The organism is Bradyrhizobium sp. (genome assembly GCF_016462955.1).
In the GTDB taxonomy this organism is placed as follows: Bacteria; Pseudomonadota; Alphaproteobacteria; order Rhizobiales; family Xanthobacteraceae; genus Bradyrhizobium.
Genome location: NZ_JAEMSD010000229.1, coordinates 1 through 568, shown reverse-complemented (window position 1 = coordinate 568; position 568 = coordinate 1). Strand labels below are relative to the sequence as shown.

The 568-nt window shown below is 65.3% G+C and carries 1 protein-coding gene and 1 pseudogene; both read right to left on the bottom strand.

Annotation, left to right across the window (positions count from 1 at the left end; genetic code table 11):
• Positions 1 to 48: 48 nt before the first annotated feature.
• Entirely contained in the window at positions 49 to 324 is a 276-nt protein-coding gene (locus JHD07_RS22000; RefSeq protein WP_097657431.1) for a YiaA/YiaB family inner membrane protein, read from the bottom strand.
• A gap of 39 nt (positions 325 to 363) precedes the next feature.
• Positions 364 to 568, bottom strand: a pseudogene (locus JHD07_RS21995) (PspA/IM30 family protein); the annotation flags it as partial.

Sequence of the window (568 nt, the reverse complement as noted above, 5' to 3'; positions counted from 1 at the left end):
TGCTCCGCGGCTCTCTCGTTGTCGCCCTCGCTTTCAAGCGGCCTTCGCCTAGGCGGCCTTGGACACTTCCATCAGCAGGCGCTCGGCCTTGGCGTCCTCGATGCGATTGACCAGCCGGCTGCTCTCGTGGTTGTCGCGCACGGTCTTGGTCAGAGTGATGCAGGTCTGGACCAGCATGACGATGCCCATGGTGAGGTAGCCCTTCATCCAGACGTCGATGGGCAGGAAGAAGACGCCGATGGCGACGAGGAAGGCGGAGGCTGCGAAGGATGCGTAGGTGAAGGTCACCCAGGCACTGCTGTGGGGCTGGCCGTTCTGATTCATGATGGTCTCCTGTTGGTTCGATGATGATGGGAACTGGGGTCAAGCGGCCGGCGCGCGCTTGGACTTCAACCTGGCGAGCACGTCGTCTGCCGTCGTCTTGAGCCGCGGGCCAAAGCCCTGCTCGGCCAATCTCTCGGCGGTCGCGATGGGACCCGTGGCCGCATCCAGCTCGACCAGCGCATCGTCCGCGGCCTGGGCCTCCATCTGCCGCTCGCGCAGACGCCGCAGCGTGCCCTCGGCTTCC